This is a genomic window from Mycobacterium sp. NPDC050041 (assembly GCF_049541695.1).
Classification (GTDB): Bacteria; Actinomycetota; Actinomycetes; order Mycobacteriales; family Mycobacteriaceae; genus Mycobacterium.
Genome location: NZ_JBMVDG010000001.1, coordinates 941,326 through 966,293, shown reverse-complemented (window position 1 = coordinate 966,293; position 24,968 = coordinate 941,326). Strand labels below are relative to the sequence as shown.

Genomic DNA, 24,968 nt, shown 5'->3' with positions numbered 1-24,968 from the left:
GCGTCTCCGAGGGCGGATCCGCAGGTCGGTAGGGTCGCACCTGTGCCGACCGCAATGATCACCGGCGCAGGCGGCGGGCTGGGCTCGGCCATCGCCGCCGCGCTGGCGCCGACCCACACGCTGTTCCTCGCCGGCCGGCCGTCGGACCGGCTCGACGAGGTGGCCGACCGCCTCGGCGCCACCACCTGGCCGCTTGACCTGCGCGATCTCGACGGTCTCGAGGCGCTCACCGAGCCGATCGTCGAGCTCGACGTGCTGATCCACAACGCCGGGGTGGCCTACCCGGGGCGGGTCGCCGAGTCGAGCGTCGACGAGTGGCGCGTCACCATGGAGGTCAATGTCGTCGGCGCGGTCGCCCTGACCCTGGCGCTGCTGCCCGCGTTGCGGACCGCGGGCGGTCAGGTGGTGTTCATCAACTCCGGGTCGGGGATCAACGCGTCACCCGGGCTGGCGTCGTACTCCGCGAGCAAGTTCGCGCTGCGGGGGTTCGCCGACTCGCTACGCGCCGACGAACCCTCGCTTCGCGTCACGTCCGTGCATCCCGGCCGGATCGCCACCGTCATGCAGGAGGACCTCGTCGCCTACGAGGGTCGCGAGTACCGGCCGGAGGATTTCCTGCAGGCCGACACCGTCGCCAAGGTGGTGGCCGACGCGGTGCTGGCGCCGCCGGACGCCCACGTGCACGAGGTGATCGTCCGCCCCCGCTAGACGACGAGGTTGACCAGACGGCCGGGGACGACGATCACCTTCTTCGGCGTCGCGCCGTTCAGGAACGCCTGCACCTTCTCGTCGTCCAGTGCCGCCGTCTCCAGCGCGTCCTTGGCGGCGTCGGCCGCGACGGTGATGCGGCTGCGCACCTTGCCGTTCACCTGCACCGGGTACTCGACGGTGTCGGTCACCAGGTACTGCGGGTCGGCCACCGGGAACGGCCCGTGCGCCAGCGGCGTGTCGTGGCCGAGCCTGCGCCACAGCTCCTCGGCCATGTGCGGAGCCAGCGGGGCGACCATCAGCACCAGCGGCTCGATCGCCGCGCGCGCGGTGACACCCTCCTTGGTCAGGTGGTTGGTGTACTCGATCAACTTGGCCGCCGCGGTGTTGTTCCGCAGCGCCGCATAGTCTTCCGACACGCCGGCGATGGTGCGGTGCAGCAGCCGCAGCGTCTCGGTGTCGAGCGCCTCGTGCCCGGCGACCCGCTCGCGGCCGGTCTGCTCGTCGATCACCAGCCGCCACACCCGCTGCAGGAAGCGGTGCGCGCCGACGACGTCCTTGGTGGCCCACGGCCGCGACGCCTCCAGCGGACCCATCGACATCTCGTAGACCCGCAACGTGTCGGCGCCGTAGTTGTCGCAGATCTCGTCCGGCGACACCGAGTTCTTCAGGCTCTTACCGATCTTGCCGAACTCCTGGAAGACCTCGACCTCGCCATCGGGGCCCGGATACCAGAACGTCCCGTCCCGTTCGACGACGTCGGCGGCGGGCACATACGAGCCGCGGGCGTCGGTGTAGGCGAACGCCTGGATGTAGCCCTGGTTGATCAGCCGGCGGTACGGCTCCCGAGAACTGACGTGGCCGAGGTCGTGGAGCACCTTGTGCCAGAACCGGGCGTACAACAGGTGCAGCACCGCATGCTCGACGCCGCCGACGTAGAGGTCGACGCCACCGGGGTCGTCCGGACCGTGCTCGGCCGGCCGCGGTCCCATCCAGTAGGCCTCGTTCTCCTTGTCCGCCAACGCTTTCTTGTTGTACGGGTCGGTGTAGCGCAGTTCGTACCAGGAGCTGCCCGCCCACTGCGGCATCACGTTGGTGTCGCGGGTGTAGGGCTTGATGCCGTCACCCAGATCGAGTTCCACGTGCACCCATTCGGCGGCCTTGTTCAGCGGCGGATTCGGCTCGCTGTCGGCGTCGTCCGGGTCGAACTGCACCGGCGCGTAGTCGGGGATGTCCGGAAGCTCAACGGGCAGCGCTGATTCCGGCAGAGGGTGGGCCCGCCCGTCGGCGTCGTAGACGATCGGGAACGGCTCACCCCAGTAACGCTGCCGGGCGAACAGCCAGTCGCGCAGCTTGTACTCCACCCGGGCCCGGCCGCGGCCGTCGGACTCCAGGCGCTGCGTGATCGCGTATTTGGCCTCCGAGACTCCGAGGCCGTCCAGATAGTCGGAGTTCACCAGGATGCCGTCGCCGCTGTACGCCCCTTCGGAGATGTCGCCGCCTGCAACCACATCCCCCGGTCGCTCCGCTCCTGCCCGCCGGACCACTTCCACGATCGGCAGGCCGAACTCCTTCGCGAATTCCCAGTCCCGCTGGTCGCCGCCGGGGACGGCCATGATCGCCCCGGTGCCGTAGCCGATCAGCACGTAGTCGGCGATGAAGACCGGAACCGGTTGTCCGTTGGCCGGATTGACGGCGTGACTGCCGAGGAACACCCCCGTCTTGGTCTTGTTCTCCTGACGCTCCAGGTCGGACTTCGCCGTGATGCTCGCGCGGTATGCCGCCACCGCGTCGGCCGGTGTGGCCGCGTCATAGGTCCAGCGCTCATCGACGCCGTCGGGCCATTCGGCGGCGGTCAACTGCTCGACCAGTGGGTGCTCGGGTGCGAGCACCAGGTACGTCGCGCCGAACAGCGTGTCGGGGCGGGTGGTGAACACCTCGACATCGCCCGCGTCGGTGGAGAACTGCACCTCCGCACCCGTCGAGCGCCCGATCCAGTTGCGCTGCATCGCCTTGACCTTGTCCGGCCAGTCGAGCACGTCCAGGTCGTCGAGCAGCCGATCGGAATAGGCGGTGATCCGCATCATCCACTGCCGCAGCCGCTTCCGGAACACCGGGAAGTTACCGCGGTCGCTGCGGCCGTCGGCGGTGACCTCCTCGTTGGCCAGCACCGTGCCCAAACCCGGACACCAGTTGACCATCGAGTCGGCGCGGTACACCAGCCGGTGGGAGTCGATGACATCGGCACGTTCGGCCGCGTCCAGTTCCGCCCAGTCCCGGCCGTCGTCGAGCCGGCGTGTGCCCGATTCGAACTCGGCCACCAGTTCGCCGATCGGCCTGGCCTTGGCGACGGCCGGATCGAACCAGGCGTTGTAGATCTGCAGGAAGATCCACTGCGTCCACCGGTAGAAGTCGACGTCGGTGGTGGAGAAGCTGCGTCGCGAGTCGTGACCGAGGCCCAACCTGCCGAGCTGGCGGCGGAAGTTGACGATGTTGGCCTCGGTGCGGGTGCGCGGGTGCGTTCCGGTCTGCACGGCGTACTGCTCGGCGGGCAGACCGAACGCATCGAAGCCCAACGCGTGCAACACGTTTCGGCCGGTCATCCGGTAGTACCTGGCGTAGACGTCGGTGGCGATGTAGCCCAGCGGATGCCCGACGTGCAAGCCCTCACCCGACGGGTAGGGGAACATGTCCTGCACGAACATCTTGTCGGCGGGTACGGGTGTGCCGTCGGCGGGCGCCAGCTCACCGACGGGGTTGGCCACATTGAAGGTGCCGAGCTCCGCCCAGGTCTGCTGCCACGTGCGCTCGATGTCCCCGGCGAGCTCCGCGGTGTAGCGGTGCTGCGGGGTGTCGGCGGTGTCAGGGGAGTCGGTCACCTCACCAGGGTATAAAAGCCCCGATCGCGCACCTCAGCGGCTATGTCGCAGGTGATCTGCGCCACCCGCCGGGCACAGGTTGATATCGGTTGCGTTGCGGAGTTGTCCGCGTTTGATCCCGGGTTGGTTCCAGGCCTACCGGCTGCGTCGGCGCCGTGGATACAGTCGGCGCCTGACCGAGGCACGACGTGCCCGACTGCTCTCGAAAGGTAGGCGTCGATGATCGGAAACGCCCGCCGCTGGCGGGTTCTGGCAGGAGGCATCGCCGCCGGTGTGGCCGGCGTCGTGGGAATCGCGGGCGCGACCGCGTCGGCGCAGCCCACCTACCCGCAACCGTCGGTGCCGATCCCCCCGACGGTCACCCAGACGGTCACCGTCGCGCCGGCCGCCGCCCCCGCGGCGGTCCCGCCCGCCGTCGGGCAGGCGGGCTTGCTGCCCGGCTCGGCCGCCGTGCCCGGAACGGTGGCCCTGCCCGGCGCCACGCCGGTGGCGCCGATCGCCCAGGCCGCCGCCATCCCGACCGTGCCCGCCATCGCGCCTGCCACGTCCGGCACCCTGCGCGAGTTCTTCGCCGCCAAGAACGTCACGCTCGAGCCGCAGGTCGCGAACGGGTTCACCGCGCTGAACATCGTGCTGCCGATGCCCGCCGGCTGGTCGCAGGTGCCCGACCCCAACGTGCCGGACGCCTTCGCCGTGATCGCCGACCGCAACAGCGGCGACCTCTACACACCGAACGCGCAGGTCGTCGTCTACAAGCTCATCGGGGACTTCGACCCAAAGGAGGCCGTCAGCCACGGCCTCATCGACAGCCAGCAGCTGCCGGGCTGGCGGTCCATCGACGCGTCGCTGGCCGAGTTCAACGGCTTCCCGTCGGCCTTCATCGAGGGCAGCTACCGCTCGACCGAACAGATGCTCAACACCTCCCGGCGGCACGTGCTCGCGGCGTCCGGGCAGGACCACTACCTGGTGTCGCTGACGGTGACAGCCGGCGCGGGCAACCAGGGCGCGCCGACGGCGGCCGAAGCCACCGACGCCATCGTGACCGGATTCAAGGTCGCCGCGCCGGGCACCGCCCCGTCGCCGGCCGCCGCAGCCGCCGCCTCACCCGCCGCCTCTGCGGCCCCACCGAGCCCCGCAGTGCCCGCAGCGCCCCGGATTCCGGCGGTGCCCGCACTGGCGGGCTAGAAGACGACGTCCCCCGGGCGAAGCCTGGCGCCCGGGGGGCGCCCCATCTGAGTGCGCGGCACCTGCATTTCGTATTGTGAGCCCCATGTTGATCACCGCGGTGCTGTGTCTGTGCGCCGCCGTCGCGATCGCGGGCATCGGGCTCTGGCTGCTCACCCATCCCCGGCCCGCCGACCCTGTCCGGCAGGTGCTGCGGACGGTCGCACCCACCCAGCTCGCCGCGGCGGTCATGCTGGCCGCTGGCGGGATGGTCGCTCTGTCCGCCCAGCCGCACACCGCGGTGCTGGTGGTGATCGTCTGCGTCGTCGGCGCCATCGGCACCGTCGCCGCAGGGTGCTGGCAGAGCGCCAAGCTCGCGGCCGCGCACAACGCCGCGGCAGCGCAGACCGGTGCGGGATGCGCCGGCTCCTGCGCGGCGTGCACGCTGTCCTGCCAGTGAAGAGTCGCGGCCGCGCGTAGGGCTCGTGCCCGCTGGGTACGCCCCGTGCTGTGAGCGAACGCACAAAAGTACTCGTCATCGGTGGTGGCTTCGGCGGATTGTTCTGCGCGCGCCGGCTCGGCCGCCTGGACGTCGACGTCACGCTGCTCGACCGTGCGGCCTGCCACGTCTTCCAGCCCCTGCTCTATCAGTGCGCCACCGGCACGCTGAGCATCGGGCAGATCAGTCGCTCGCTTCGGGAGGAGCTGGAGCAGTACCGCAACGTGCGGGCGCTCCTCGGCGAGGCGGTGGACCTCGACCCGGATGCACGACGGGTGACGGCCCGGCGCCCCGACGAGACGACCTTCACCGTCGACTACGACGTGCTGATCCTCGCCGCCGGAATGCAGCAGTCCTATTTCGCTAAGCCGGAGTTCGCACAGTTCGCGCCGGGGATGAAGACCCTCGACGACGCGTTGAGCATCCGCAGGCGGCTGTTCTGCGCCTTCGAGATCGCCGAGACGCTGCCACCGGGGCCCGAGCGGGACAGCTGGCTCACCTTCGTGGTGGCCGGAGGCGGCCCCACCGGCGTCGAGCTGGCCGGTCAGATCCGCGAGATCACCACCCGGGCCCTGGCCAACCAGTTCCACAGCATCGAACCGACCGAGGCGCGCGTGCTGCTCTTCGACGGCGGTGAGCGTGTGCTCGCGGGCTTCAAGCAGCGACTGGCCGTCAAGGCCACCAGGACGCTCGAGGAGCTCGGCGTCGAACTGCGCATGGGCGTCCACGTCACCGATGTGCTCAGCGACAAGGTCACCGTCTCTCCGAAGGACGGCGGCCCCGACGAGCACTATGCCGCGCGCACCGTGCTGTGGACGGCGGGCGTCGAGGCGGTGCCGTTCGCCAGGCGCTTCGCCGACGTGCTGGGCGTCGAGTCCGACCGTGCCGGGCGGATGGCCGTGGAGCCCGACCTGTCCGTGCCCGGCCATCCCGAGGTCTTCGTGATCGGCGACCTCGTCGGCCGCGACCGCCTACCCGGTGTCGCCGAGAACGCCATGCAGGGCGGGATGCACGCCGCGGCCTGTGTGCGGCGCGACCTGCAGGGCAAGAAGCGCAAGCCCTACCGCTACCGCGACCTGGGTTCGGCCGCCTACATCAGCCGCGGGCATGCGCTGCTGGAGGCGGGGCCGGTCCAGCTGGCGGGTTTCCTGGGCTGGGTGGGCTGGGGCGTCATCCACATCGCGTTCCTCACCGGTGTGCAGAACCGCTTCAGCACGGTGGCGACGTGGCTGATGACGATCGCCAGGGCCAGCCGCACGGACCGCACGTTCCTGCTGGGCAGCCCGATACCGCCGGAAGATCCCTACACGTGGCCGACGGAAGCGAACGCGCCAAGACATGCGGTGCCCAAGGCCGACGGCGTCGCCTCCTGACGACGTCAGTTGCGGCTGATGTCGATCGGATGGGTGGCCAGCAGCGACAACGGCAGCGGTTGACGCCGCAGCACCCGCGACCACAGGTCCACCCGCGGCTCGACCAGCACGTCGGTCGGCAACGCCGACAACACGATCCAGTCGTCGCGCTCGATCTCGCCCTCGAGCTGGCCGATGGTCCAGCCGGAGTACCCGGCGAAGATCCGCACACCCTCGATCAACGGCGCGACCGTGTCCGGATCCGCGTCGAGGTCGACCATCACCATCCGGCCCTGCACGTGCCGCAGCCCCGGCGTGCCGTCGACCTCCACCCCGACCCGCAGGGTCGCCAGACACAGCGCGGCGTCCCGCTTGACCGGACCGCCGATGAACATCGTCTTCGGCTTCGTCGCGAGCTTCGCCCACTGCGGCAGGATGTTGTAGACCGCGGTCTCACTGGGCCGGTTCAGCACGACACCGAGGGTGCCGCCGTCGTTGTGCTCGACGACATAGATGACGCTGCGGCGGAACGTCGGCTCGAGCAGATCGGTGTTCGCCAGCAGCAGCGTTCCCGCGCGCACCCGGTGGGCAGCGGGGGCGATGAAATCCTCCGGATCCTCTGACTGCGCCACCCCTCCATCATGGCATCAGCCGCTGGCCGACGTGGCCAACAACCGCGCCCCGGGCGATATTTGTACGCTGGACCGGGTTGCCGCTCCCCCACTGTCTGTAGAGGACGTGATCTCGTCGTGGTCGACTCGCGTCCGCCCCGGATGGCCTGGCGGTCGGTGCGGGCCCTTCCGGAGTTCCGGCGGTTGCTGGAGCTTCGGGCTGTCAGCCAGTTCGGTGACGGCCTGTTCGCCGCCGGGCTCGCCGGCGCGCTGTTGTTCAATCCCGAACGCGCCGCCACACCGTGGGCGATCGCCGGTTCGTTCGCGGTGCTGTACCTGCCCTACTCGCTGCTCGGACCGTTCGCCGGTGCGCTGCTGGACCGCTGGGACCGGCGCAGCGTCCTGATCGGCGCCAACGTCGGCCGGCTGCTTCTCGTCCTCGGCGTCGGGGCACTGCTCGCCATGGGCGTCGGCGACCTGCCGATCCTGTTCGGCGCGCTGATCGTCAACGGGTTCACCCGATTCGTCTCGTCGGGGTTGTCCGCGGCGCTGCCCGACGTGGTGCCGCGCGACCGGGTGGTCGCGATGAACTCGGTGGCGACGGCCGTCTCAGTGGTCGCGGCCTCCGTGGGTGCCTCCTCGATGCTGGCGTTGCGGTGGGGCTTCGGCGCCGACGACACCGGCGCCGCCGTGGTGATACTGGTCGTGGCAGCACCTGTGGCGGTGGCGCTCCTGCTCTCGGTGCGCTTCCCGCCGCGCGTGCTGGGCCCTCACGAAAGCACCCGCTCGATTCACGGCTCGGCCTTCTATGCGGTCGCGACCGGGTGGGTGCACGGCGCCCGCGCGGTCATCGGCGTCCGGACGGTGGCCGCCACACTGGCCGGCCTGGCCGCCCACCGGATGGTGTTCGGCGTCAACACCCTGCTGGTGTTGGTGATCGTGCGGCACAGCGACACCCAGGCCGTTGCCGGGCTCGGTACCGCGGCGCTGTTCGCCACAGCCGCCGGAGCCGGCCTGTTCCTGGCCATCCTCCTGACGCCCTTCGCGATCGGCCGATGGGGCCGCTATGCCACCGCCAACGGTGCGCTCGCCTTCGCAGCGGTGGTCCAACTCGCCGGATTCGGCTTGCAGGTGCCGGTGATGGTGGCGTGTGGATTCCTGCTCGGGGCCGCCGGGCAGGTGGTCAAGCTGTGCGCCGACAGCGCCATGCAGATCGACGTCGACGACGCGCTGCGCGGCCACGTGTTCACCGTGCAGGACTCGCTGTTCTGGATGGCGTTCATCGGGGCGATCGCGGTGGCGGCGTTCTTCGTCCCCGCCGACGGTCACGCCCCCGGGCTGGCGATCGCCGGGTCGGTGGTGTACCTGCTCGGGCTGGCCGTGCACGCCGCCGTCGGCCGCCGCGCACCGGCTGGTTAACCTGACCGGCATGGCGGCAGCAGCGGCGGTGGTGGCCGATCTCCGCGCGGAGAGCGACGACCTCGACGCGCTGATCGCCGACCTGCCCCCCGGGCAGTGGGCCCGGATGACGCCTGCGCCGGGCTGGACCATCGCCCATCAGATCGCCCACCTGCTGTGGACCGATCGGGTCGCGCTGCTGTCGGTCACCGACGAGGCCGCGTTCACCGAGGTGCTGGGCGCCGCCGCGACCAACCCGACCGGCTTCGTCGACGAGGGCGCCGCGGAGGTCGCTGCGACCCCGCCCGCCGAGCTGCTCGCCGACTGGCGGCACACCCGGGCCCGGCTGCACCACGAACTCCTCGGCGTCGCCGACGGCCGCAAGCTGCCGTGGTTCGGCCCGCCGATGAGCGCCGCGTCGATGGCGACCGCGCGGCTGATGGAGACCTGGGCGCACGGCCTCGACGTCGCCGACGCGCTCGGTGTGACGCGGCCTGCGACGGCGCGGCTGCGGTCGATCGCCCACATCGGCGTGCGGACCCGCGACTTCGCGTTCGCCGTGCACGGGCTGCCCGTTCCTGCAGCACCGTTTCACGTGGAACTACGCGCACCCGACGGGTCGTCCTGGACCTGGGGTCCGCCCGACGCCGAACAGCGTGTCACCGGCTCGGCCGAGGACTTCTGCTACCTGGTGACCCAGCGCCGCCCGCGCACCGAGCTCGACGTGCAGGCCGACGGCGCCGACGCCGAGACGTGGTTGACCATCGCGCAGGCGTTCGCCGGCCCGCCGGGCGCGGGTCGCGACTAGCCCGTCGCCGTCCGCCCGCCCAGGTGCCGGGTCAGAAAGCGTTCGACCGCGTGGTGCAGGTCGATCTGGTTCTCCGGGTTCAGGAAGCCGTGGCCTTCGTCGTCCTTGACCATGTACTCCACCTCGACGCCCCGCGCCCGCAGCGCCCCCACGATGTTGTCGGACTCGGCCTTCACCACGCGGACGTCGTTGGCCCCCTGCACCACCAGCAGCGGGGTGCGGATGCGGTCCACCCGGCTGATCGGCGAGCGGGCCAGCATGTCGGCCTCCTGCTCGGGATCGTCGGGATCGCCGACATACCGGTGCCAGTTCGCGGCCAGGTGCGGCCGCGCCCCGGCGGGCAGGGTTCGCATGAAATTGGCCAGGTTGGAGATGCCGACGTAGTCGATCGCGGCGGCGAACACGTCGGGGGTGAACGTGACACCGACCAGCGCGGCGTACCCGCCGTAGGACCCGCCGAAGATCGCCACCCGGTCCGGGTCGGCGTAGCCCTCCTTGACGGCCCACTCGACGGCGTCGACGAGGTCGTCGTGCATGCTGCCTGCGAACTCGCCGACCGCGGCCTGCATGTGCGCCTTGCCGAAGCCCGTCGAGCCGCGGAAGTTGACCTGTAGCACCGCATATCCGCGGTTGGCCAGCAGCTGCACCGTCTGGTCGAAGCCCCAGCTGTCCCTGGCCCACGGACCACCGTGCACGACCAGCACCATTGGCAAGCCCTCCGGTTCGATCCCGACCGGCAGGGTCAGATACGACGGCAGCGCCAAGCCGTCCCGCGCCGTGATCGTCACCGGTGTCATCGGCGCCAGCGTGGCCGGGTCGAGGTGGGGCAACGGCCGGAACAGCAGCCGGCTCTCGCCGGTCCCGTGGTCGTAGTAGTAGGTGACGCCGGGGTCGCGGTCGTGGAAGTAGGTGACGACCCAGTGCTGCCCGCTGTCGTCCGACGACGTCAGGGCCAGGTCGCCGTCCGAGAGCTTCCTCAGGTTCTCGAGCACTGCGGCGAAGCGGGCGTCCAGCGCCCGGGTCACCCGCCGCTCTCCCTGGTAGCGGACTCCGATCAGCTCGCCGGTCCGGCGATCCTGGATCAGCGGTGACGGCAACAAGGGGATGACCAGGCCGGTGGTGTCGAGGTCGAGTGCCGGATCACTGTCGATCTCGGTCTCCTCGCCGGTGGCGAGGTCGAGACGGGCCAGCCGGGTGTGGTCGGTGCCGCGGTTGGACCCGAACCAGACCCCGGTGCCGTCCGGAGTGATGTCGAACGGGAAGAGCCCGAGCGGGTGGTCGGCCCCGTCGAACACCGCGACGCGCCGCAATCCCGCTGCCGCGCCCTCCCACTGCTGGATCTCGATGTCACCGCCTGCCAGCGTCGCCATGGCCAGCACCGTGCCCGCACCGCCGACCACCCACGCCGCGACGTTCCCGGGATTCTCGGCGAGCACCGTCAGCTCGCCGGTGGCGATGTCGAGTTCGTAGACGTCGATCAGTTCGACGGTGCGCCTGTTCATCTGGACGATCGCGGTGCCGGGCCGCCCGGGGAGCAGCTGATAGAACGCCCGCACTCCCGGGAAGGGGGTGAGATCGACTGCGGGCGTGTCGGTTTCCTCCGGATCGGCCCGGAAAACGTGCCAATTCTCGTCGCCCTTGGTGTCCTGCAGGTAGAGCAGCCAACGGGAATCGCCGGTCCAGTCGGAGCCCATGACGCTGCGGTCCGCATCCGCGGTCACACAGCGCCCGTTGTCGGTGGCGTCGATGCGCTGCACCCACACGTTGAGCCGGTTCCGCCAGGGTGCGAGGTAGGCGATCCTGGTGCCGTCCGGCGAGATCGTCGCGCGGGCGCGCACCGGCGGGCTGAAGAGCTCCTCGACGGTGATCGGTGGTGGCAGTGGCATGTCGGTCCTTTCTCCAGACGGCGGCGCGCGCCATCGACCGGCCCGGCAGTGTGACCGGGCAGGGTGTTGAATTCGGTTGTGGTGGTTGGTGTCTCAGGTCGCCACGGGGCCGCCGAGCCGGCCGTTGGTGGCCTCGTTGATGGCGCGGTCCATCAGTCCCAGTGCCTCGGTCTGGCTGACCTTGCGGTTGTCCAGGATGATCGCCCTGCTGACGTCCTCGTCGATGACGCGGAACGCACCGGTGACGGCGGCGGCGCAGAGCCGCACCGTCAGATCGTCCTGCGGGAGGCACAGCCGCTCGGCGGCCACCGGGATCAGGCCCTGTTCGAGGCGGTCGTGGACCATCAGGTAGGCCGTGCGCAGTGCCGGTTCGGCGTGGGTCATGGTGCTGATGCGCATACCGCTCCACTCGTCCTCGACGCCCTGTTCGTCGAGTGGATGACGGGCGGTGTCCTCGGCGAGGTGCTCGCCGAGGGACAGTTCGAGCGGCCACCGGTGCAGGATCTCGAGAAACCGGTCGGCCGAGCGGGCCAGCAGCGGCTCCACGCAGCTCTCCTTCGTACGGAAGTAGCGCCAGATCGTGCGGGTGGACAGCCCGGCGGCCGCAGCGATGTCGTCGCCGCTGGTGCCCGACACTCCCTTCTCCCAGAACAACGCCGCCGCGTGCCGCGAGACGGTCAGCCGCTTGGCGTCGGAGTCCACGCAGTCGCCTCCCGTCTCGGTGTCACTTAGTGACAACTCGACTGTGTCACTAAGTGACAGCCTCGTCAAGGCGGCGGCTCAGAGCTGCGTGGCGGCGTCGGCCTTCCCGTCTCCGTCGGTGTCGGCGAGCTCGAGGTCCCAGCGGCCGTCGCCGTCGGTGTCCACCAGGGCAACGCCTTCGGAGAACACCCGGTCGGCCAGGCCGTTCCCGTCGGTGTCGGCCAGGCGATCGTCAGCCTGACCGTCGGCGTCGACGTCGACCAGCGGACCGCCGACCTGCTCGGCGCCGTCCAGTCCGAACCAACGCACCTGGCCCGCCCGGTCGACGCTGAGCAGCCAGGTGCCCGAGCCGTCGTCGGTGAAGTGGGCTTCCGCGCGGTCGTCGTCATCGAGGTCGAGGGCGACCTGATCGGCGAGGCCGTCACCGTCGAGGTCGGCCATCGCGTCGTCGAGGCGGCCGTCGCCGTCGAAGTCAAGGCCGACCGCGTCCAGCCGGCCGTCACCGTCGAGGTCGACGTCGGGCTCCGCGGTCCAGATGGTCGCCGACCCGTCACCCTCGCCCAGGCAGTACTCCATGTTGGTCAGACGCCGCGCCGTGGCGGGCGGTTCCGCTACGTGTTCTGGCGGGTCTTCCACCAGGCGAGCAGTTCGTCGACGGCCTCGTCGTGGTCGAGCGGCCCGCGGTCCAGCCGCCGTTCCTTGAGATACCGCCACGCCTCGCCGACCTCGGGACCCGCCGGGATGTCCAGCAGCCGCATGATCTCGTTGCCGTCCAGGTCCGGGCGGACCCGCTGCAGGTCCTCCTTGGCGGCCAGTTCGGCGATCCGTCGCTCCAGGTCGTCGTAGTTCGCCTGCAGCCGCGCCGCCCGCCGCTTGTTGCGGGTGGTGCAGTCGGCCCGCACGAGCTTGTGCAACTGGGACAGCAGCGGTCCGGCATCGGCCACGTAGCGGCGGACCGCCGAGTCGGTCCAGCGGCCGGTCCCGGTCCCGTCGGCGTAACCGTGGAACCGCAGGTGCAGGTACACCAGCTGCGAGACGTCGTCGACCATCTGCTTGGAGTACTTCAGCGCGCGCATCCGCTTGCGGCTCATCTTCGCGCCGACCACCTCGTGGTGGTGGAAACTCACGCCGCCGTCGGGTTCGTGGCGGCGGGTGGACGGCTTGCCGATGTCGTGCAGCAGCGCCGCCCAGCGCAACACCAGATCCGGCGACTCCTCCAGGTCGATCGCCTGCTTGAGCACCGTCAGCGAGTGCCAGTACACGTCCTTGTGCTGGTGGTGCTCGTCGATCGCCATCCGCATCGCACCCACCTCGGGCAGCACCACGTCACCGAGCCCCGTCCGCACCATCAGGTCGATGCCCGCCACCGGGTCGGCGCCCAACAACAGCTTGTCCAGCTCGGCGGCCACCCGCTCGGCGGTGATGCGCCCCAGCTGCGAGGCCATCTCGGTGAGCGCGGTGAGCACCCGCGGCGCGACGTCGAACCCCAGCTGCGACACGAAGCGCGCGGCGCGCAGCATCCGCAGCGGGTCGTCACCGAAGGACACCTCCGGCGACGACGGCGTGTCCAGCACCCGTGACCGCAGGGCGGCCAGACCGTTCAACGGGTCGTGCAGCTCGCCGATGCCGTCGGCCGTGATGCGCACCGCCATCGCATTGACCGTGAAGTCCCGGCGCACCAGGTCGCCCTCGAGGGTGTCGCCGAACCGCACCTCGGGATTGCGTGACACCTGGTCGTAGCTGTCGGCCCGGTAGGTGGTGATCTCCAGCCGGTGACCGTCCTTGCCGACACCGAGGGTGCCGAACTCGATGCCGGTGTCCCACAGCGCGTCCGCCCACCCCCGCAGCAGCTTCTGCATCTGCGCAGGACGCGCATCGGTGGTGAAGTCGAGGTCGGTGCCCAGCCGGCCGAGCAGCGCGTCACGCACACTGCCGCCGACCAGATACAGGTCGTGGCCGGCGCCGGCGAACACCGCGCCGAGCTCACGCAGCAGCGAATCGTGCAGGCGCAGCGCGGCGACCGCACCGGCCAGCAGTTCGAGGTCAGCAGCGGAGTCGGACACGTTCGATGAGCCTAGACGGTAACGGTCCTGCACCGACCGGTGAGTGCGGCCCGGACGTATACCAGGTGGCAGCTACTATCGCTTGGGTGTCGGAAGGCGAACAGGCCAAACCACGACGGCGCCGCGGGCGTCGCCGCGGCCGACGCGCGGCAGGCCCGCCCGAGGCCGGCCAGCAGGCCGCTCAGCCCGTCGCCCCGCAGAACCATTCCGCGGCACCCACCCCGCCGCGCACCCCCGCCGAACATGCCAAGCAGCAGAAGAACCGGCCGCGCCGCGCGCCGGAGCGGTTGCGCACCGTGCACGAGACATCGGCGGGCGGCCTCGTCATCGACGGTCTGGACGGCCCCAAGGACGGTCAGGTCGCCGCGCTGATCGGGCGCATCGACCGCCGCGGCCGGATGCTGTGGTCATTGCCGAAGGGCCACATCGAACTCGGCGAGACCGCCGAGCAGACCGCGATCCGCGAGGTCGCCGAGGAGACCGGCATCCAGGGCAGCGTGCTCGCCGCACTCGGCAGCATCGACTACTGGTTCGTCACCGAGGGTCGCCGCGTCCACAAGACCGTGCACCACTACCTCATGCGGTTCCTCGGCGGTGAGCTGTCCGACGAGGACGTCGAGGTGACCGAGGTGGCGTGGGTGCCGCTGAAGGAACTGCCGTCGCGGCTCGCCTACGCCGACGAGCGACGCCTCGCCGAGGTGGCCGGTGAGCTGATCGACAAGCTGCACGCCGACGGGCCGAGCTCGCTGCCGCCGCTGCCGCACAGTTCACCGCGGCGGCGCCCCCAGACCCACTCCCACACCCGCAACCGTCGTCGCGACGAGTCGAGCCCACCCACATCAGGCCGGCGGACGAACGGATGCGGACAGGGGCCGTGACCGCCCGGCGCTGCCCGGCCGTGCTGCCGCGGATCTTCGCCGCCGTGGCGCTGCTCGTACTCTTCGCCGTCCCGGCCGCGCTGCCCAAGGCCGCCGCGGGCGAACCGGGTGCCACGCCGTTCCTGCAGCTGCGCATCGACCGGGTCACTCCCGACGTCGTGACCACCACCAGCGACCCCGTGGTCACCGTCTCCGGTGTGGTGCTCAACGTCGGTGACCGCCCGGTGCGCGACGTGATGGTGCGCCTCGAGCACGCCGCGGCGGTGGACTCGTCGGCGGGGCTGCGCACCAACCTGACCGGCAACCTCGACCAGTTCGCCCCCGTCGCCGAGTTCGTCACGCTGGCCCCCGAGCTGCAGCGCGGCAGGCAGGTGCCGTTCACCCTGAGCTATCCGCTGCGCTCCTCCGACCAGCCGTCGCTGGCCATCGGCGCCCCCGGGGTGTTCCCGGTGCTGGTCAACGTCAACGGCACCCCCGACTACGGCGCGCCCGCCCGGCTCGACGACGCCCGGTTCCTGCTGCCCGTGCTCGGCGTGCCGCCCGACGGCGCAGCCGCGTCGGTCGCCGAGACCCTGACCTCCGTGGTGCCGCCCGACACCTCCCGGCCGGTCCGGCTGACCATGTTCTGGCCGCTGGCCGACCGGCCGCGGCTGGCTCCGGGTGTCCCCGGCGGCGCGGCGCCGGTCCGGTTGGTCGACGACGAGCTGGCCACGTCGCTGGCGCCGGGCGGCCGGCTGGACACCCTGCTCTCGGCGGTGGACTTCGCCGTCGGCCCGACCGTCGACGCCGGCGGGCAGCTCAGCGGAGCCCTGTGCCTGGCCGTCGACCCCGACCTGCTCGTCACGGTCAACGCGATGACCACCGGCTACGTCGTCAACGACGGCATCGACGCGGGACCGGGCACGCCGACCCGGCCCGGCGCCGGCCAGGACGCCGCGATCAGCTGGCTCAACCGCCTCAAGGCACTGGCGCAGCGGATGTGCGTCGCACCGACCACCTACGCCCAGGCCGACCTCGACGCCGTGCAGCGGGTCGGCGACCCGGCGCTGCGCGCAATCGCCACCAATGGCGCCGCCGACATCGTCGACCAGCTGCTGGGGGTCCCGTCGATGCGCGGCGTGACGATCGTCGGCGACGGCCCGCTGACCGGTCCGGCCGCACAGCTGCTGTCCGCGCAGGGCCGCCGGGTCGCCATCGCCGCGGCGGACCTGACCGCGCAGGACTCCGCGACCGGCGCGCTGAGCACCGCCGACCTGGCCCCGATGCGGTTCGCGCCCGACCTGGTCGCGGTGCCGTTCGACCCGACCGTCGGGGCGGCGCTGGCGGGTGTCGGCACCGAGCCGGTCGCGCCCAGCTACCTGGATCCGTCGCTGGAGGTCCCGGTTCAGCACGACTCGGAGGTGGCCCGCCGCCAGGATGCGCTCGGCTCCCTGCTGTGGCGCGGTCTGCGCCCGGACGCCGCGCCGCGCACCCAGCTGCTGATGCCGCCGCTGACGTGGAATGTGCGGGCCGACGACGCACAGGCGATCCTGACCGCTGCGGCCACCGCGATCCGCGCCGGACTGGCGGTGCCGCGACCGCTGGCCGAGGTGATCGCCGACGGGGACGCCCTGCCGCCGCAGCCGCTGGCACCCGCCCCGCCCTCCGAACTCGGCAACCCACAGGGCCGCATCGACCAGGCGGTCACGTCCGGCATCGCCGCGGCCGTCGGCCGGCTCAACGGACTCTCGACGGCGCTGACCACCGATGTGCGCACCGGCCTGACGGGCACCCAGTACATCGCACCGCTGCGCGAGGACATGCTGCGCGCGCTCAGCCTGGCCGTACCCCCCGGTGCCCGCAATGGGCTTGCCCAGCAACGTCTTTCGCGGATTGCGAACACGGTCGACGACCTGTTCGGCGCGGTCACCGTGGTCAACCCGGGCGGCGCCTACACGCTGGCTACCGAGCGCAGCCCGCTCCCGCTCGCCCTGCGCAACGACCTCCCCGTGCCGGTGCGGGTGCGCCTGCAGGTCGACGCCCCGCCGGGCATGTCGGTGACCGACATGGGGGTGATCGAACTGCCCCCGGGCTACCTGCCGCTGCGGGTGCCGATCGAGGTGCACTTCACCCAGCGGGTCGCGGTCGACGTCTCGCTGCGCACCGCCGACGGGCTGGCGCTCGGCGAACCGGTGCGGCTGTCGGTGCACTCCAACGCCTACGGCAAGGTCCTGTTCTTCATCACGCTGACCGGCGGGGCGGTGCTGGCGCTGCTGGTCGGCCGGCGGCTGTGGCACCGGTTCCGCGGCCAGCCCGACCGCGCCGACCTCGACGTCGACCACGACGAGCGGTCCGACCCGCTGGACACCGCCATCCGGCACGCGCCCGGCGCGGAAGCCGACCCGACCCGGGTGGGCCCCGGGTCGCCGGGCGACCGGGCATGAGCACCACCGGGCGGTGGGGGCCCGACCCGACGCCGCCGCCGGTCCAGCGGTTCGAGCGCGCGCCGACCGCGCCCCCGCCGCGCCGCCACGCACCGCCGGGACCTCCTCCCCCGCCACGGCGGCTGCCGCCTCCGCCGCCCCGGCAGCGCATCCCCCGCGGTCCCGCGCCGCGCCGGAAGGCGGGCCGCCCGGAGCTCTCCGACGCCGCCGTGGTGTCGCGGTCCTGGGGCATGGCGCTGGCCACCCTGGTCAGCCGCATCACCGGCTTCCTGCGCATGGCGCTGCTGGCCTATCTGCTCGGCGACGCGCTGCTGAGCTCCTTCTCGGTGGCCAACCAGCTGCCGAACCTGATCGCGGCGCTGGTGCTGGAGGCCACGTTCACCGCGATCTTCATCCCGGTGCTGGCCCGGGCCGAGCGCGACGACGCCGACGGCGGCACCGCGTTCGTGCGCAGGCTGTTCACCCTGGCCACCGCCCTGCTGGTGGTCACCACCGTGCTGTCGGTCGCCACCGCCCCACTGCTGGTGCGCCTGATGCTGGGCGACGACCCGCAGGTCAACAGCCCGCTGACAGTCGCCTTCGCCTTCCTGCTGCTGCCCCAGGTGCTGTTCTACGGGCTGTCGTCGGTGTTCACCGCGATCCTCAACACCCGCAACGTGTTCGGCCCGCCGGCCTGGGCGCCGGTGATCAACAACGTCATCGCGATCCTCACGCTCGGCGTCTACATGCTGGTGCCCGGCGAGCTGTCGCTCGACCCGGTGGAGATGGGCAACGCCAAGCTGTTGGTGCTCGGCATCGGCACCACACTCGGTGTGGTCGCCCAGACCGTGGTGCTGCTGGTCGCGATCCGCAAGGAGCGCATCAGCCTTCGACCGCTGTGGGGCCTGGACGACCGGCTGAAGAGATTCGGCGCGATGGCCGCCGCGATGGTCTGCTACGTGCTGATCAGTCAGCTCGGTCTGATCGTCGGCAACCAGATCGCCAGCACCGCGGCGGCATCGGGGCCGGCGATCTACAACTACACCTGGATCGTCCTGATGCTGCCGTTCGGCGTGATCGGCGTGACGGTGCTGACCGTGGTCATGCCGCGGCTGAGCCGCAACGCCGCCGCCGACAACCTGTCCGCCGTGCGGGCCGACCTGTCGCTGGCCACCCGGCTGACCATGGTCACCCTGATCCCGATCGTGGCGGTGATGACCGTCGGCGGTCCGGCGATCGGCAGCGCGCTGTTCGCGTACGGCAACTTCACCCCCGAGGCCGCCGGCTACCTCGGGATGGCGATCACGCTGTCGGCGTTCACGCTGATCCCGTACGCGCTGGTGCTGCTCCAGCTGCGGGTGTTCTATGCCCGCGAACGCCCATGGACGCCGATCGCCGTCATCGTGGTCATCACGACGGTCAAGATCGCCGGGTCGCTGGCCGCGCCGCACCTGACCGACGACCCCCAGCTGGTGGCCGGTTACCTGGGTCTGGCCAACGGGCTGGGCTTCCTCGCCGGCGCGACGGTCGGCTACTTCCTGCTGCGCTCGCACCTGCGTCCGCCCGGCGGACGGCTCTTCGACACCCAGGTGCTCCGCACGATCCTGGTGACCGTCGCCGCGTCGCTGCTCGCCGGGCTGCTCGCCCATGTCGCCGACCAGCTGCTCGGGCTCGAGTCGCTGACCGAACGTTTCGGCGCCGGTGGCTCGCTGGTGCGGCTAACGGTCATCGGACTGCTGATGGGGCCGATCATCGCCGGGGTGCTGCTGGCCGCGCGGGTGCCCGAGGCGGCCGCGGCGTTGGGGGCGGTGCGGCGGCGGTTCGGACGCCGCTCCGAGGTGGCTGCGGCTCCCGCCGAGCGGGCCGTCTCGCCACGCCCGGGGAGCCGGTTCCCGTACCCTGAGCAGAGGAATCTCCACCCGGAACGACGACTGCCAGGACCGGTCGCCGGCCGGCCGAGACCCCCGGCGGGGGCAGGGATGCGGAAAGGACCAGCGGTGACCGACGAACCCGCGGGTGACGCCGTACCTGCGCCGGACCGCACGGCCACCACCAAGCTGCCCCGCGCCACCGCCGACGACTTCCAGCCCGACGTGGGCTACTCCGACGATGCTTCCGCCGACCGGGACGTCACGGCGGAGGTGCCCAACGGCACCACGCCGATGCCCGCCTCGGGCCGCCCGCCTGCCGACTACGGCGGCGATCCGACGCGCGAGTCACTGCCCTTCGACGCGCCCCGCGAACCCGCCATCGAGGCCGCCACCTCCGACGAGGACGTGCACCTCATCCCCGGCGCCACCATCGCCAACGGCCGGTACCGCCTGCTCGTCTTCCACGGCGGTCCGCCGAACCTGCAGTTCTGGCAGGCCGTGGACACCGCCCTGGACCGCCAGGTCGCACTGACGTTCGTCGACCCCGAGGCGACGCTGCCCGACGACCAGCTGCAGGAGATCCTCGGCCGCACCCTCAAGCTCAGCCGCATCGACATGCCGGGGGTGGCACGCGTGCTGGACGTCGCGAACACCGGTTCGGGCGGGCTGATCGTGTCGGAGTGGATCCGCGGCGGCTCGCTGGCCGAGGTCGCCGACACGTCGCCGTCACCGATCGGCGGAGCCCGCGCCATGCAGAGCCTGGCCGCAGCGGCCGAGGCCGCGCACCGTTCCGGGGTGTCGCTGTCGATCGACCATCCCAGCCGCGTCCGGGTCAGCATCGAGGGCGACGTGGCGCTGGCGTTCCCGGCGACCATGCCCGACGCGACGCCGGAGGACGACATCCGCGGGATCGGCGCCTCGCTGTACGCGCTGCTGGTCAACCGCTGGCCGCTCGACGAGTCGGGGGTGCCGAGCGGTCTTCGGCGGGCCGACCTGGACGCCGCGGGGAATCCGGTGGAACCCCGGTCGGTGGATCGCGACATCCCGTTCCAGATCTCGGCCGCGGCCGCCCACGCGGTACAGCCCGACGGCGGTATCCGCAGCGCGCCGACACTGCTGAACCTGCTGCAGCAGGCGACCGCGATCGCCGACCGCACCGAGCAGATCAACCCCGTCGACCAGCCGAACGGGCCGGAGCGGGCACGCCCGGCGCCGGACGACGACCCCGAGTTCGTCGCCCGTCGGCGCAAGGGACTGATGGTGGGACTGGCGATCGGCGGCGCGATCCTCGTCGTCGCGCTGATCGTGCTCGCCACGGTGCTCAGCAGCATCTTCGGTGACGTCGGCGGCGGACTCGACGGCGACGAGCTCGGGCTCAACGCACCGTCGTCGACCGAGGCCGGTGAGTCCGGCGGCAGCACCGGCACTGCCGTCAAACCCGTTCGGGTGACGGTGTTCTCACCCGAAGGCGAAGCCGACGCGCCCAGCGAGGCCGGCCTGGCGATCGACGGCAACGCCTCGACCGTGTGGCCGATCGACACCTACTCCGACCCCGAGCCCTTCCCGAACTTCAAGAACGGCGTCGGGTTGATGCTCGAGCTGCCCCAGCCCACCACGCTGGCCGCGGTGAAGATCGACCTGAACAGCACCGGCACCGAGGTGGAGATCCGGTCCGCATCGTCGCCCACCCCGTCGTCGCTGGACGACACCACCGAACTCACCCCGGCGACCCCCGTGCGCCCCGGCTCGAACACCATCGAGGTCAGCGACGCCGCACCGACGTCGAACGTCCTGGTGTGGGTGTCGAAGCTGGGCAAGGTGGACGGCGAGAGCCGCAGCGACATCGCCGAGGTCACCATCGAGGCCGCCTCCTAGGCGCTGTCCCCAGCTCCCGCGCAGCCGAACACGCGGTGAGAGCCACCGGCGCAAACTGGTGTCACGACCGCCCTCGTGGGCCGTTTAGTGTTCGGCTGTGGAGAGTTTCGGGGGAACCTCTGAACCACCGGCGGTGACGGACTGCCAGTCGGACGCGGAGCTGCTCGCCGCGCACGTCGCGGGTGACCGGTACGCGTTCGAGGTGTTGTTCCTGCGCCACGAGCGGCAGCTCTACCGGCTGGCGCTGGTCACCAGCCGCAACCCCGAGGACGCCGCGGACGCGCTGCAGGACGCCATGCTCAAGGCGCACCGCAGTGCCCACGCATTCCGGTTCGACTCCGCGGTGAGCAGCTGGCTCTACCGCATCGTCGTCAACGCGTGTCTGGACCGGTTGCGGCGCAACAAGAATCACCCCACCACCGCGCTGCTCGACGACGCCGTACCCGCGAGTGACTCGACCGCGCGCGTCGACACGGCGATCGTGGTGGAACGAGCGTTGCTGGCGCTGCCGGTGGAGCAGCGGGCTGCGATCGTCGCCGTCGACATGCAGGGCTACTCGGTGGCCGAGACGGCGCGCATGCTGGGCGTGCCCGAGGGCACGGTGAAGAGCCGGTGCAGCCGGGCGCGCGCCAAGCTCGCCGAAGCGCTGCACTACTTCGACGGGGCCGCCGAGTCGCGCCGCGAACCGCGGGCGGGTCGCCGCATCGCCGGCACCCATGATGGAGACTGGGTGGCGGACAGACCAGTGGTGCGGCGACGGAACGACAGGGGCGGCGATGCCGGACGAGGGGCGCACGGACGACGCGCCGGCCGACGTCCCGATCACGCCTGAACTCCTGGCCGACCTGCAGGCCGGTGCCCTCGACGACGAGACGGCCTCGCGGCTGTGGCGTCGGCTGCGCACCGATCCGGCGGCGGCCGCGACACTGGCGGGCCTGGACCGGGTCCGGCGGGACCTCGCGCATCTCGGCGGTGACGACGCATCGGCGTCCGGAGTCCCCGCCGCGGTGACGGCGGGTGTCACCGCAGCACTGCGGGCGGCGGCGACCCGCCCCCGCCCCGGGTGTTGACCGCCCCACACTTGCGCCGGCCGTAGTCTGACCCACAACCGATCGGGGAACACCCGGACCTAGGCTGGTGTTTGTACCCGTGCCGGCGCGATACGGCAGAAAGGCGCACATGACCACCTCATCGAAGGTCCACGACCTGATCATCATCGGTTCTGGCCCGGCGGGTTACACCGCGGCGGTCTACGCCGCCCGCGCCCAGCTCGAACCCCTGGTCTTCGAGGGCACCCAGTTCGGCGGCGCGCTGATGACCACCACCGAGGTGGAGAACTTTCCCGGCTTCCGCAACGGCATCACCGGCCCGGAACTGATGGACGAGATGCGCGAGCAGGCCCTGCGTTTCGGCGCCGACCTGCGGATGGAAGACGTCGACGCGGTGTCGCTGGAGGGTCCGGTCAAGACGGTGACCGTCGGCGACGAGACCCACCGGGCGCGCGCGGTGATCCTGGCGATGGGCGCCGCGGCCCGCCATCTCGGCGTGCCCGGCGAGGACACGCTGCTCGGCATGGGTGTCAGCACCTGCGCGACCTGTGACGGGTTCTTCTTCCGTGACCAGGACATCGCGGTGATCGGCGGCGGCGACTCCGCGATGGAGGAGGCCACCTTCCTCACCCGCTTCGCGCGCAGCGTCACCGTGATCCACCGGCGCGAGGAGTTCCGTTCCTCGCGCATCATGCTCGACCGGGCCCGCGCCAACGAGAAGATCACGTTCCTGACCAACACCCAGGTGACCCAGATCGAGGGTGACCCGAAGGTGACCGGTATCCGGCTGCGCGACGCCATCACCGGCGAGGAGTCCAAGCTCCCCGTCACCGGCGTGTTCGTCGCCATCGGGCACACCCCGCGCTCGGACCTGGTGCGCGGTCAGGTGGAACTCGACTCCGACGGCTACGTGCAGGTCGAGGGGCGCACCACCAGCACGTCGATCGAAGGCGTGTTCGCCGCGGGCGACCTGGTCGACCGGGTCTACCGGCAGGCGATCACCGCGGCGGGCAGCGGCTGCGCCGCGTCCATCGATGCGGAGCGCTGGCTGGCCGAGATCGGCGTCGCCCCGGTCGATCAAGAGATCTCCGCGCCGATCTGACGCCTCGACCAACAGCCTGAACTGAAGAAGGAGAACTACGATGCCCGAGACCTCCGCGACGGTCGCCGTCACCGACGACTCGTTCGCCGACGACGTATTGTCCAGCAGCACACCGGTACTGGTGGACTTCTGGGCCACCTGGTGCGGGCCGTGCAAGATGGTCGCCCCGGTGCTCGAGGAGATCGCCGGCGAGAAGGCCGGTGCACTGACCGTGGCCAAGCTCGACGTCGACGCCAACCCGAACACCGCCCGCGACTTCCAGGTGGTGTCGATCCCGACCATGATCCTGTTCAAGGACGGGGAAGCGGTGAAGCGGATCGTCGGGGCGAAGGGCAAGGCCGCGCTGCTGCGCGAACTGGCCGACCTGGTCTGACATCCGCCACGCGGCAACCGCGACCCGCCTGCAGTTTTCCGTATTCCGGCGAAGGTCTGCGACAATGCTGACTAGCGGTTCCTGAAATAGTCGGCGCTGTCATTTTTCTGTCAGCCGGATCGAAAGGCCAGCCTGGAGGGCCATATGTCGATTCTTCGTCGCGGTGACCGCGGGGGTGCGGTCACCGAGGTCCGCGCGGCACTGTCCGCTCTGGGCCTGATCGACAGCCCGGATGACGACTTGAGCACCGGAAAGCACGTCGCGCTCGACGTGTTCGACGGCGAGCTCGACCATGCCGTTCGGGCCTTCCAGCAGCACCGCGGGCTGCTCGTCGACGGCATCGTCGGCGAGGCCACCTACCGGGCGCTCAAAGAGGCCTCCTACCGGCTGGGCGCGCGCACGCTGGCCCACCAGTTCGGCGCCCCGATGTACGGCGACGACGTCGCCACCCTGCAGGCCCGGCTGCAGGACCTCGGTTTCTACACCGGCCTGGTCGACGGGCACTTCGGCCTGCAGACCCACAACGGGTTGATGTCCTACCAGCGGGAGTACGGCCTGTACCCGGACGGCATCTGCGGCCCGGAGACGTTGCGGTCGTTGTACTTCCTCGGCTCGCGGGTCACCGGTGGGTCGCCGCACGCGATCCGCGAGGAGGAGCTGGTGCGGCGCTCGGGCCCCCGCCTGTCGGGCAAGCGGGTGATCATCGATCCGGGCCGCGGCGGCTCCGATCACGGGCTCATCATGAACGGTCCCGAAGGCCCGATCAGCGAGGCCGACATCCTGTGGGACCTGGCGAGCCGGCTCGAGGGCCGGATGACCGCGATCGGGATGGAGACGTTCCTGTCGCGGGCCAACAACCGCTCGCCGTCCGACGCCGAGCGGGCCGAGACCGCCAACACCGTCGGCGCCGACCTGATGATCAGCCTGCGGTGCGCCACCCAGTCGAGTCCCTCGGCCAACGGCGTCGCGTCGTTCCACTTCGGCAACTCACACGGGTCGGTGTCCACGATCGGGCGCAACCTCGCCGACTTCATCCAGCGGGAAGTGGTGGCCCGCGCCGGGTTACGCGACTGCCGCACCCATGGCCGGACCTGGGATCTGCTGCGCCTCACCCGGATGCCCACCGTGCAGGTCGACGTCGGGTACATCACCAACCCGCGGGACCGCTCGCTGCTGGTGTCGACGCAGACCCGCGACTCGGTCGCCGAGGGGATCCTCGCGGCGGTGAAGCGGCTCTACCTGCTGGGCAAGAACGACCGTCCCACAGGGACTTTCACATTCGCCGAGCTGCTGGCGCACGAACTGTCGGTGGAGCAGGCGGGCCGGCTGCCGTCCTGACGGGACGGTG

At 71.1% G+C, this 24,968-nt stretch carries 20 protein-coding genes; 14 read left to right on the top strand and 6 right to left on the bottom strand.

Features of this window, described 5'->3' with window-relative positions:
* Positions 1–42: 42 nt before the first annotated feature.
* A complete protein-coding gene (locus tag ACPCHZ_RS04675; RefSeq protein ID WP_423483657.1) occupies positions 43–708 on the top strand; it encodes an SDR family oxidoreductase in 666 nt (221 codons plus the stop codon).
* Here the strand turns inward: ACPCHZ_RS04675 and leuS are convergent.
* Positions 705–3,587 carry a leucine--tRNA ligase gene (leuS, locus tag ACPCHZ_RS04670; RefSeq protein ID WP_423483656.1) on the bottom strand — a complete coding sequence of 961 codons (2,883 nt, stop codon included), beginning with the start codon at positions 3,585–3,587 and terminating at the stop codon, positions 705–707. The two genes, ACPCHZ_RS04675 and leuS, sit on opposite strands and share 4 nt — an antisense overlap.
* 219 nt (positions 3,588–3,806) lie before the next feature.
* On the opposite strand from leuS, the gene ACPCHZ_RS04665 reads away from it, so the two are divergent.
* The 3 genes from ACPCHZ_RS04665 to ACPCHZ_RS04655 all read left to right on the top strand — a co-directional run bounded on the left by ACPCHZ_RS04665 (position 3,807) and on the right by ACPCHZ_RS04655 (position 6,623).
* Positions 3,807–4,772: an LpqN/LpqT family lipoprotein gene (locus tag ACPCHZ_RS04665; RefSeq protein ID WP_423483655.1), complete on the top strand. Its 966-nt coding sequence runs from the start codon at positions 3,807–3,809 to the stop codon at positions 4,770–4,772.
* A gap of 85 nt (positions 4,773–4,857) precedes the next feature.
* Positions 4,858–5,211: a hypothetical protein gene (locus ACPCHZ_RS04660; RefSeq protein ID WP_423483654.1), complete on the top strand. Its 354-nt coding sequence runs from the start codon at positions 4,858–4,860 to the stop codon at positions 5,209–5,211.
* Between the two features lie 50 nt (positions 5,212–5,261).
* Complete coding sequence (locus ACPCHZ_RS04655; protein ID WP_423483653.1) at positions 5,262–6,623, top strand: NAD(P)/FAD-dependent oxidoreductase; 1,362 nt, start codon at positions 5,262–5,264, stop codon at positions 6,621–6,623.
* 5 nt (positions 6,624–6,628) lie between these two features.
* Here ACPCHZ_RS04655 and ACPCHZ_RS04650 read toward each other — a convergent pair whose 3' ends face one another.
* Positions 6,629–7,234, bottom strand: a complete 606-nt coding sequence (locus ACPCHZ_RS04650; protein ID WP_364978007.1) for a YqgE/AlgH family protein — start codon at positions 7,232–7,234, stop codon at positions 6,629–6,631.
* Between the two features lie 117 nt (positions 7,235–7,351).
* On the opposite strand from ACPCHZ_RS04650, the gene ACPCHZ_RS04645 reads away from it, so the two are divergent.
* Both ACPCHZ_RS04645 and ACPCHZ_RS04640 read left to right on the top strand, forming a co-directional pair.
* Entirely contained in the window at positions 7,352–8,632 is a 1,281-nt protein-coding gene (locus ACPCHZ_RS04645) for an MFS transporter (RefSeq protein WP_423483652.1), read from the top strand.
* Between the two features lie 10 nt (positions 8,633–8,642).
* Positions 8,643–9,419: a TIGR03084 family metal-binding protein gene (locus ACPCHZ_RS04640; protein WP_423483651.1), complete on the top strand. Its 777-nt coding sequence runs from the start codon at positions 8,643–8,645 to the stop codon at positions 9,417–9,419.
* On the opposite strand, the gene ACPCHZ_RS04635 is transcribed toward ACPCHZ_RS04640, so the two are convergent.
* The 4 genes from ACPCHZ_RS04635 to ACPCHZ_RS04620 all read right to left on the bottom strand — a co-directional run bounded on the left by ACPCHZ_RS04635 (position 9,416) and on the right by ACPCHZ_RS04620 (position 14,070).
* Complete coding sequence (locus ACPCHZ_RS04635) at positions 9,416–11,305, bottom strand: alpha/beta fold hydrolase (protein ID WP_423483650.1); 1,890 nt, start codon at positions 11,303–11,305, stop codon at positions 9,416–9,418. The two genes, ACPCHZ_RS04640 and ACPCHZ_RS04635, sit on opposite strands and share 4 nt — an antisense overlap.
* 93 nt (positions 11,306–11,398) lie before the next feature.
* Entirely contained in the window at positions 11,399–12,007 is a 609-nt protein-coding gene (locus ACPCHZ_RS04630; protein WP_423483649.1) for a TetR/AcrR family transcriptional regulator, read from the bottom strand.
* 78 nt (positions 12,008–12,085) lie between these two features.
* Positions 12,086–12,583 (bottom strand): pullulanase, encoded by a 498-nt coding sequence (locus ACPCHZ_RS04625; RefSeq protein WP_423483806.1) that lies wholly within the window; start codon positions 12,581–12,583, stop codon positions 12,086–12,088.
* 35 nt (positions 12,584–12,618) lie between these two features.
* On the bottom strand, positions 12,619–14,070 hold the full coding sequence (locus tag ACPCHZ_RS04620; RefSeq protein WP_423483648.1) for a CCA tRNA nucleotidyltransferase: 1,452 nt from the start codon (positions 14,068–14,070) through the stop codon (positions 12,619–12,621).
* A gap of 86 nt (positions 14,071–14,156) precedes the next feature.
* Between ACPCHZ_RS04620 and ACPCHZ_RS04615 the strand changes: the two genes are divergently transcribed.
* The 8 genes from ACPCHZ_RS04615 (at position 14,157) to ACPCHZ_RS04580 (ending at position 24,958) form a co-directional block, all read left to right on the top strand.
* Positions 14,157–14,948 carry an NUDIX hydrolase gene (locus ACPCHZ_RS04615; RefSeq protein WP_423483647.1) on the top strand — a complete coding sequence of 264 codons (792 nt, stop codon included), beginning with the start codon at positions 14,157–14,159 and terminating at the stop codon, positions 14,946–14,948.
* Positions 14,930–17,371: a DUF6049 family protein gene (locus ACPCHZ_RS04610; protein WP_423483646.1), complete on the top strand. Its 2,442-nt coding sequence runs from the start codon at positions 14,930–14,932 to the stop codon at positions 17,369–17,371. The genes ACPCHZ_RS04615 and ACPCHZ_RS04610 overlap by 19 nt, the downstream gene beginning before the upstream one ends.
* Positions 17,368–21,096, top strand: coding sequence for a murein biosynthesis integral membrane protein MurJ (gene murJ, locus ACPCHZ_RS04605; RefSeq protein WP_423483645.1), 3,729 nt, complete (start codon positions 17,368–17,370; stop codon positions 21,094–21,096). The genes ACPCHZ_RS04610 and murJ overlap by 4 nt, the downstream gene beginning before the upstream one ends.
* A 97-nt stretch (positions 21,097–21,193) precedes the next feature.
* Complete coding sequence (gene sigM / locus ACPCHZ_RS04600) at positions 21,194–21,928, top strand: RNA polymerase sigma factor SigM (protein ID WP_423483644.1); 735 nt, start codon at positions 21,194–21,196, stop codon at positions 21,926–21,928.
* Complete coding sequence (locus tag ACPCHZ_RS04595) at positions 21,873–22,166, top strand: hypothetical protein (RefSeq protein ID WP_423483643.1); 294 nt, start codon at positions 21,873–21,875, stop codon at positions 22,164–22,166. The genes sigM and ACPCHZ_RS04595 overlap by 56 nt, the downstream gene beginning before the upstream one ends.
* Before the next feature lie 109 nt (positions 22,167–22,275).
* A complete protein-coding gene (gene trxB, locus ACPCHZ_RS04590) occupies positions 22,276–23,247 on the top strand; it encodes a thioredoxin-disulfide reductase (protein WP_423483642.1) in 972 nt (323 codons plus the stop codon).
* A 40-nt stretch (positions 23,248–23,287) separates the two neighbouring features.
* On the top strand, positions 23,288–23,620 hold the full coding sequence (trxA, locus tag ACPCHZ_RS04585; RefSeq protein WP_264014449.1) for a thioredoxin: 333 nt from the start codon (positions 23,288–23,290) through the stop codon (positions 23,618–23,620).
* 144 nt (positions 23,621–23,764) lie between these two features.
* Positions 23,765–24,958, top strand: a complete 1,194-nt coding sequence (locus tag ACPCHZ_RS04580; protein ID WP_364977975.1) for an N-acetylmuramoyl-L-alanine amidase — start codon at positions 23,765–23,767, stop codon at positions 24,956–24,958.
* Positions 24,959–24,968: the final 10 nt, after the last annotated feature.

What these genes read in the sequence shown, in the direction of transcription:
- ACPCHZ_RS04665 (WP_423483655.1), top strand. Translation starts at nt 3,807, where the DNA reads ATGATCGGAAACGCCCGCCGCTGGCGGGTTCTGGCAGGAGGCATCGCC.
- ACPCHZ_RS04660 (WP_423483654.1), top strand. Translation starts at nt 4,858, where the DNA reads ATGTTGATCACCGCGGTGCTGTGTCTGTGCGCCGCCGTCGCGATCGCG.
- ACPCHZ_RS04640 (WP_423483651.1), top strand. Translation starts at nt 8,643, where the DNA reads ATGGCGGCAGCAGCGGCGGTGGTGGCCGATCTCCGCGCGGAGAGCGAC.
- ACPCHZ_RS04635 (WP_423483650.1), bottom strand. Translation starts at nt 11,305, where the DNA reads ATGCCACTGCCACCACCGATCACCGTCGAGGAGCTCTTCAGCCCGCCG.
- ACPCHZ_RS04625 (WP_423483806.1), bottom strand. Translation starts at nt 12,583, where the DNA reads ATGGAGTACTGCCTGGGCGAGGGTGACGGGTCGGCGACCATCTGGACC.
- ACPCHZ_RS04610 (WP_423483646.1), top strand. Translation starts at nt 14,930, where the DNA reads ATGCGGACAGGGGCCGTGACCGCCCGGCGCTGCCCGGCCGTGCTGCCG.
- murJ (WP_423483645.1), top strand. Translation starts at nt 17,368, where the DNA reads ATGAGCACCACCGGGCGGTGGGGGCCCGACCCGACGCCGCCGCCGGTC.
- ACPCHZ_RS04595 (WP_423483643.1), top strand. Translation starts at nt 21,873, where the DNA reads ATGCCGGACGAGGGGCGCACGGACGACGCGCCGGCCGACGTCCCGATC.
- trxB (WP_423483642.1), top strand. Translation starts at nt 22,276, where the DNA reads ATGACCACCTCATCGAAGGTCCACGACCTGATCATCATCGGTTCTGGC.
- trxA (WP_264014449.1), top strand. Translation starts at nt 23,288, where the DNA reads ATGCCCGAGACCTCCGCGACGGTCGCCGTCACCGACGACTCGTTCGCC.
- ACPCHZ_RS04580 (WP_364977975.1), top strand. Translation starts at nt 23,765, where the DNA reads ATGTCGATTCTTCGTCGCGGTGACCGCGGGGGTGCGGTCACCGAGGTC.